Annotated in this window: 9 protein-coding genes; 2 read left to right on the top strand and 7 right to left on the bottom strand. The window is 62.1% G+C overall.

The features are described 5' to 3' along the window. Positions 1–68: 68 nt before the first annotated feature. Positions 69–623, bottom strand: a complete 555-nt coding sequence (locus IEX41_RS14165) for an RNA polymerase sigma factor (RefSeq protein WP_188790901.1) — start codon at positions 621–623, stop codon at positions 69–71. Beyond that, a complete protein-coding gene (locus tag IEX41_RS21770) occupies positions 620–898 on the bottom strand; it encodes a NepR family anti-sigma factor (protein ID WP_229673234.1) in 279 nt (92 codons plus the stop codon). Before IEX41_RS21770 ends, IEX41_RS14165 begins: the two co-directional genes overlap by 4 nt. Between IEX41_RS21770 and IEX41_RS14175 the strand changes: the two genes are divergently transcribed. Continuing rightward, positions 897–1,697, top strand: a complete 801-nt coding sequence (locus tag IEX41_RS14175; RefSeq protein ID WP_188790902.1) for a response regulator — start codon at positions 897–899, stop codon at positions 1,695–1,697. The genes IEX41_RS21770 and IEX41_RS14175 overlap by 2 nt on opposite strands. Before the next feature lie 67 nt (positions 1,698–1,764). Here IEX41_RS14175 and IEX41_RS14180 read toward each other — a convergent pair whose 3' ends face one another. The 5 genes from IEX41_RS14180 to IEX41_RS14200 all read right to left on the bottom strand — a co-directional run bounded on the left by IEX41_RS14180 (position 1,765) and on the right by IEX41_RS14200 (position 5,728). Next, on the bottom strand, positions 1,765–1,929 hold the full coding sequence (locus tag IEX41_RS14180; protein WP_188790903.1) for a DUF1328 domain-containing protein: 165 nt from the start codon (positions 1,927–1,929) through the stop codon (positions 1,765–1,767). 67 nt (positions 1,930–1,996) lie between these two features. After that, positions 1,997–2,185 (bottom strand): PLDc N-terminal domain-containing protein, encoded by a 189-nt coding sequence (locus IEX41_RS14185; protein ID WP_188790904.1) that lies wholly within the window; start codon positions 2,183–2,185, stop codon positions 1,997–1,999. A gap of 433 nt (positions 2,186–2,618) precedes the next feature. Next, positions 2,619–4,016: a TRAP transporter large permease gene (locus IEX41_RS14190; RefSeq protein ID WP_188790905.1), complete on the bottom strand. Its 1,398-nt coding sequence runs from the start codon at positions 4,014–4,016 to the stop codon at positions 2,619–2,621. Then, entirely contained in the window at positions 4,013–4,645 is a 633-nt protein-coding gene (locus IEX41_RS14195) for a TRAP transporter small permease subunit (RefSeq protein WP_188790906.1), read from the bottom strand. The genes IEX41_RS14190 and IEX41_RS14195 overlap by 4 nt, the downstream gene beginning before the upstream one ends. 66 nt (positions 4,646–4,711) lie before the next feature. Then, positions 4,712–5,728, bottom strand: a complete 1,017-nt coding sequence (locus IEX41_RS14200; protein WP_188790907.1) for a C4-dicarboxylate TRAP transporter substrate-binding protein — start codon at positions 5,726–5,728, stop codon at positions 4,712–4,714. Between the two features lie 390 nt (positions 5,729–6,118). Here IEX41_RS14200 and IEX41_RS14205 point away from each other — a divergent pair. Continuing rightward, positions 6,119–7,153 (top strand): AMP-binding protein (locus IEX41_RS14205; protein ID WP_188790908.1); only part of this gene is annotated, 1,035 nt, incomplete at its 3' end.

A 7,153-nucleotide genomic window follows, 5' to 3' on the forward strand; every position in this document is an offset into this window, starting at 1 on the left:
GCCTTTTATGTTCTTGTCGTCATCGTAACCAGAGTTCTAGGCTGGACGGACGGGAAGTCTACCGCAAATCAGCGGGCCGCGGGCCTCCCACCGGTGACGACAGCCATCGTCGCTTGGTCGGTCATTTCGAGCCCCTCTGCATCGTCCATATGCAACAGCTCGGCCAGACGCGCGCGGGCGCGGTTAACGCGGCTCTTGATGGTGCCGACGGCGACCCCGCAGGTTTCGGCGGCAGCTTCGTAGGAAAAGCCCTGTGCCCCGACCAAGATCAGTGCTTCGCGCTGTTCATCCGTCAACTGAACAAAGGCGCGGCGGAAGTCGGCCATCTGAAGGCGGCCATCGTGAGCCGGCTTTTCGGACAGGCTTTCGGTGAAAATGCCGTCCGCGTCGGACACCTCGCGCCCTGCCTTGCGGCGGTTCGAATAGTAGGTGTTGCGCAGGATGGTAAAGAGCCAGGCGCGCATGTTGGTGCCCGCCTCGAAGGTCGATATTTTGGACCATGCTTTTACAAGCGTGTCCTGCACCATGTCGTCGGCAACCGCCCCGTTGCGGGTCAGCGAAAGTGCAAAGGCGCGAAGTGCCGGCAGGTGCTGGACGATCTCGTCGCGCGGATCACCACTCATTTGGGCTCTCCCGAACTGCCTTCGTCGTCCTGAGCGCGAAGTTGCGCTATAAGGTCGAGAAACCGATCCGGAACCTGTTCGTCAAGCATGTCTTCGTACACGCGACGCAAGTTCTGATCTATGGTTTCCGCGTCCTTCTGTTTCTTATTAATCTGACCCATTCTTAACCTTGCTCTTTCACCGCAGTGCCCGCGCATTATTTTGTGAGTATGCGGGAACAAATGCCAGTGCGTGGCGTTTGGTTCCCGAAAAAGATGAAAAAGGATATCGGACATGACAACGGGTGACCTGAGTCAGGCTATCGGGGCAGCGCTTCCCTATCTTCGTCGCTACGCGCGCGCACTCACCGGCAGCCAGACCACGGGCGACAACTATGCTGCCGCAACTCTCGAAGCCATCCTGACCGACCGCAGCGCCGCGGCTGAGGCGAGTTCGCCCAAGGTGGGCCTCTTCCACGTGTTCCACGGTATCTGGGTGACCACTGGTGCCCCCGTGGTCGAGGAAACCACCGGACCCGTGGCAAAGGCGCAGGATCGCCTTGGCAAGCTGACCGCGAATTCCCGCGAGGCGCTGCTGCTGCACACGATCGAAGAGTTCAGCCTTTCCGAGGTGGCGGAAGTCATGCAGATCGACAATGACGAAGCGGGCCAGCTTGTTGCCCTCGCCCGTCAGGAAATGGCCGACAACGTCTCGGGCCGCGTGCTTATCATCGAGGACGAGGCGATCATCGCCATGGATCTCGAAAGCATCGTCGCCGACCTTGGTCACCGCGTCACCGGCGTGGCACGCACCCGCGATGCAGCCCTGAAGCTGGCTGAAAAGGAAACTCCGGATCTGGTTCTTGCGGACATCCAGCTCGCAGACAACTCGTCGGGCATTGACGCGGTCAACGACATCCTTGGCTCCATTGGCGATCGCCCGGTGATCTTCATCACCGCGTTCCCTGAACGGCTGCTGACCGGCGAGCGCCCCGAACCGGCGTTCCTGATCTCCAAGCCTTATTCGGAAGAGCAAGTCCGCTCGGCCGTGAGCCAGGCAATGTTTTTCTCGTCGACCGAAACGCTCAAGGCCTGAGACTTTCGCACATTGCTTCAAGGAGAGGCCGCAACCCGTTGAAGGGTGCGGCCTTTCCCATTTCGGCTCAAGCCCGCCGCACGAGACGCATAATCAGAGCGATCACGAAGAGCGCGACGAAGATAAAGAACAGCACCTGCGCGATGCCTGCGGAAGCCGACGCGATACCGCCAAAGCCAAATACAGCGGCCACAATAGCCACGACGAAGAAGATTACAGCCCAAGAAAGCATTTTATTTCCTCCGGTTATAGGGCGTGGCTCATGCGTCGCGCACGGCCGCGCCGTAGAGTTGTGAAAGTCAGATTGTGGCGCGGGCCGAACGCGGCCCTGCGATGAGCCAGATGATGAAGCCAAGCACCGGCAGCACCAGCACGAGCAGCACCCAGAGCACCTTGGCCCCCGTGCTCGCGTTCGAGCTGATGATCGAGACGATGGCCCAGATGTCCAGCACGAGGACGATGAAGCCTCCGATTCCAGCGAATTCCATGACGTTATCTCCTTGTCCTTGCAGCGTCCTTGCGGCGCCTCCGCCGGGCCTTGACAGCCATGCCTCCCCCGCAGGCCCAAGCGGGCCTTCGCGGGGTGGATACCCCGGCGTCTTGTGTTTGCCTTGAATGCCAGCTTAGGGGCGTTTCCCCGTCGCTCATGCCATCTGAACGCCGTGAGCGGCAAAAAGGTTCCACAAGGGCTTGACAGACCACATCGTGGGGGGGGGCGGCTCGTGAAATCCTTCTCAGAAATTAAGAATTCCCTTTGCCGCCGACAACCGCGACAGTCAGGACAAGCTCCACAAGCTTGATGCCGGGCGTCTCTTTTCCACGCGGCATACCCCGGTTTCGAAAGTGATGCGGCGCCGCCCAGTCTCCCGGGCGGCGCCGCATTGCGTTTTGTCTGGGCCGGTCAGGCGCGATCAGGCCCGATCAAGCGAGCGATGGCAGCCAGAGCACGATCGCCGGGAAGGCCACCAGCAGGCCGATGGTCACCGCGTCGGCGATGAAGAAGGGCGTCACACCCCGGAACACGTCCTGCACCGACAGGTCCGGCCGCACGCCCGCCACGACGAAGCAGTTCAGCCCGATCGGCGGCGTGATGAGGCAGAACTCTGCCATCTTCACCACGAGGATACCGAACCAGACGGCGCACATCTCGCCGCTCATGCCGAAGGTGCTATCCGCTGCACTGACGCCCTCGCCGCCATTAAGCGCCATGACCGCCGGATAGACGACCGGCAAGGTCAGCAGCAGCATCCCGATGGCGTCCATGAACATACCCAGCACCGCGTAGGCCAGCAGGATGCAGATCAGGATCACCATGGGGGGATAGCTCAGCGACTGGATCCAGTCGGCAAAGGCGCTTGGCAGGTCGGCGAAGCCGAGGAAGCGCACGTAGATCAGTACGCCCCAGATGATGGTGAAGATCATGATCGACAGCTTGGCCGTCTCGATCAGCGCGTCCTTCAGCTCCCGGCCCCGCATGCCATGGATCAGCGCCATCACGAAGATGATGAACGCCCCCACTGCGCCGCCTTCGGTGGGAGTGCCCCAGGCGTCTCCGAACGGGTTGTAGACGAAGAACACGATGATCACCACGACGGCCACGATGGGCAACGCTGGCGGCAGGCTCGCGAACCTCTGCCGCCAGGTGAACCCGCGCACCGCCGGGCCGAAGTTCGGGATGGTCAATGCCAGCCCGATGATCAGCGCGGCGTAGACGATGGCCGAGAACATGCCGGGGATGAAGCCCGCCAGCAGCAGCTTACCCACGTCCTGTTCGACGATGATCGCGTAAATGACAAGGATCGCCGATGGCGGGATTAGCGAGGCGAGCGTGCCGCCCGCTGCCACGACACCCGCCGCGAAACGCTTGTCATACCCCACCTTCAGCATCTCGGGGATGGCGATGCGGGCAAAGACCGCCGAGGTCGCCACCGAAGCGCCGGACACCGCGGCAAACCCTGCCGTCGCAAAGACCGTGGACACGGCAAGCCCGCCCGGCACCCATGCGAACCAGCGCTTGGCCGCCTCGAACAGCGCCTTGGTAAGCCCCGCGTAATAGGCCAGGTAGCCGATCAGGATGAAGGTGGGGATCAGGCTCAGCGCCTGACTGGCGACCTTGCCATGAGGCACCTGCCCCGCGGTCTTGACGGCAATGCCCATGGCACGGCCGAAACGGTCAGGATCGTAGTCGAACTTTGCCCAAAAGATCCAGACAAGGCCCAGAAGCCCCGCAAGCCCCGCCGCGAAGGCGACGCGCATGCCCAGCACCACCATGACAAACAGACCGCCGGTGACCCAGAGGCCGATTTCAATGCTGCTCATTCGTCACGCCCCTGAATATGTTGCGCCTCTTCTGCGGCCTGCTCGGCCGCACTCTGGACCAGTGGAACCGCCACCGGCGCATCGAGCCCCAGCACCAAGGCCCGCCCGTAGCCCCAAAGCTGCAGGATGAGCCGCAGCACCATGACGCCGAACGCCGCCGGCACGATGAGCTTGGCCGGCCAGAGTGGCAGGCCGAGGTCGATGGTGCTGTCTCGCGACCAGAGCGGCGCGCCGAAATCGAAGCTGCGCGCGAAATGCGCCCATGAGCCCCATACCAGCGCCACCATCAGCACGAGGATGCCGAAGGTCGTGACCAGTTCGGCCAACCACAGCGCCCGCCCCTTGAGGTTGCCCACCACGATATCCATGCGGATATGCCCACCGTTGCGCTGCACGTAGGAGATGCCAAAGATCGCGATCAGCGGCATCGCCATCTCGATCCAGTCCACATAACCGCGCAACGGTTCGTTGAAGAATTCGCGCCCGCCAACGGACACCACCGCAAGGAACATCAGCCCGAAGGCCCCGAGCCCGGACACAAACGCCATGGCACGCTCAAGATGCTCCAACCCCCGATCAAGGCGGCTGAGGGTGGATCCGTCGGAGAGCACGGCAGAAGATCCCGCCATGGTCCGGTCCTTTTCACTAAAATGCCCCGGCCATCAGCGGCCGGGGCGGATGTCGTCTCTGCGCTGTCAGTTCGAGCCGCGGGTTTCCTCGAGGGTGCTCAGCACGAGGTCATAGAGCTCCTGCGCGGGAATGCCCTGCGCCTCGTTCTCATCGATCCAGGCCTGTTGGATGGGATCGCCGCCGACCTCCTTGAACCTGGCCAGTTCCTCGTCCGAGATCGTGACCTTCTCGACGCCCTTCTCTTCGAGCACACTGTCCCAGCGGTCCAGCAGCTCGCCGTAATTGGCAAGGTAGTGGTCGATTGCCTCGGGGACCGAACTGTCCAGCGCCGCGCGTTCGTCATCCGACAGCATATCGTAGGCGTCGATGCTGACGACCACCGGGCAGTTCACGGTGCCTGGATTGAGGTTCGCAGTCCACCAGTCGGCCTCGTTGATGGTGCCGAAACTGAGGTGCGCGTGCTGGGCGAAGGACGCGGTATCGATCACGCCCGCCTCCATGGCCTGGTACACCTCGGACGCGGTCATCGACGTGGGCACCGCGCCCACCGCTTCGAAGGCGCGGCCGATGCCGCCGGTGGCGCGCACCCGCATGCCATCAAAGCTCTCCAGCGTGTCTCGTGGATCGCCGGTGCCGACAAGGTTATACTGCGGCATGGGCGTGGTCATCAGCAGCTTGGCGTTCCACTGTTCCATCTCCTCGGCCACCGCCGGATGGGCATAGACCGCGTTCGAGACTGCAAGCTCCTCCTCAAGAGTGTTCACGCCCATGAACGGCAGTTCAAGCACCGTGATCGCGCGGTTCTTGTCCGGGTGATAGCCGGCGCAGAACTGGGCCATCTCGAAGGCGAAAATCGAAATGCCGTCGAGGTTCTCGGTGTTCTTGCTGAGGCCGCCGTAGGAGATGTTCATGGTGAACTCGCCGTCTGTCTTTTCCTCGACGAGCTCGGCCAGCTTGTGGATATGCTCTGTGAAGGCACGGCGCTTGCCCCAGAGCGAGACATTCCATTCGGTGGCCATGGCCTCGGTGGCGAAAGCAAGTGTCAGGGCCGACACGCACAGCGTCGTCGTCACATTCTTCATTGGTCTCTCCCGTTGTCCGGCGGCTCCTCCCGCCTTGGGCAGGCAGGTTAGAGCATCAGGCCGGTCGCGCAACCCTGTCGCGCCGTCGTGCCAGCACCCTCGACCCAGCTTCCGGATAGGTAGAGTGCCCCGCAGGACTGAAACACCCGACCGACTTGCGACGCGCCTTTACAGCTCGTTAGGCTTTCAACCTTGAATCCAAGGCCCTTTTCCGGTGCGCTGCGTGAAAATTTACAAAAACAGCGGCGCTAACGAAAATAATTCACAAAAACATTGTTATATAACTGATACTTATTCCATTGTTTTCGGATCAGAGTATAGTTTCTCCAGGGATGGGAAACGCTGCGACGCAGCATTTCGAGAGCTTCAAGAGATCTAGGGAGGATCTTCATGAGAGACGATCAACAGCCGAATTCCGTCACCACCTATCCGCCGAGCGCCGATTTCGCGGCAGACGCCCTTGTCGGTGCCGAGCAGTATGACGAGATGTACGCGCGCTCGATCAGTGATCCGGACGGGTTCTGGGCCGAGCAGGCGCAGCGGCTCGAATGGATGGCGCGGCCGACGAAGATCAAGGACACCTGCTTCGACTTCGGCAAGGTCGACATCAAGTGGTTCGAGGACGGCGTGCTCAACGTCGCCTACAACTGCATCGACCGCCACCTCGCCACCCGCGCCGATCAGACCGCCATCATCTTCGAGCCCGACAATCCCGAAGATCCGGCCCGCCACATCACCTATGCCGAGCTTTACGACAAGGTGAACCGCATGGCCAACGTCCTGCTGAGCCAGGGCGTCATGCGCGGTGACCGCGTCGTCATCTACCTGCCGATGATCCCCGAGGCCGCCTATGCCATGCTGGCCTGCGCGCGCATCGGGGCCATCCATTCCATCGTCTTCGCCGGCTTCTCGCCGGACGCGCTGGCCAACCGGATCAACGATTGCGGCGCCAAGATCGTCATCACCGCCGACACCGCCCCCCGGGGCGGGCGCCGCACCGCTCTTAAGTCCAATACCGACGCAGCCCTCCTGCACTGCTCGGACAAGGTGCGCTGCCTCGTGGTCAAGCACACCGGTGACCAGACCAGCTGGATCGACGGCCGTGACGTCGATCTCAACTACCTCATGGAGCACGCGGCCCCCGACTGCCCGCCCCGCCCCATGAACGCCGAAGACCCGCTGTTCATCCTTTACACCTCGGGCTCCACCGGGAAGCCCAAGGGGGTTGTGCACTCAAGTGGTGGATATTTGGTTTACGCCGCCCTCACCCACGAGATCGTCTTCGATTACCACGAAGGCGACGTCTACTGGTGCTCCGCCGACGTGGGCTGGGTGACGGGCCATTCCTACATTGTTTACGGGCCCTTGGCGAACGGCGCCACGACCCTGATGTTCGAGGGCGTGCCCACCTATCCGGACGCCAGC

This window comes from Salipiger pallidus, from assembly GCF_014643635.1.
Taxonomy (GTDB): domain Bacteria; phylum Pseudomonadota; class Alphaproteobacteria; order Rhodobacterales; family Rhodobacteraceae; genus Salipiger; species Salipiger pallidus.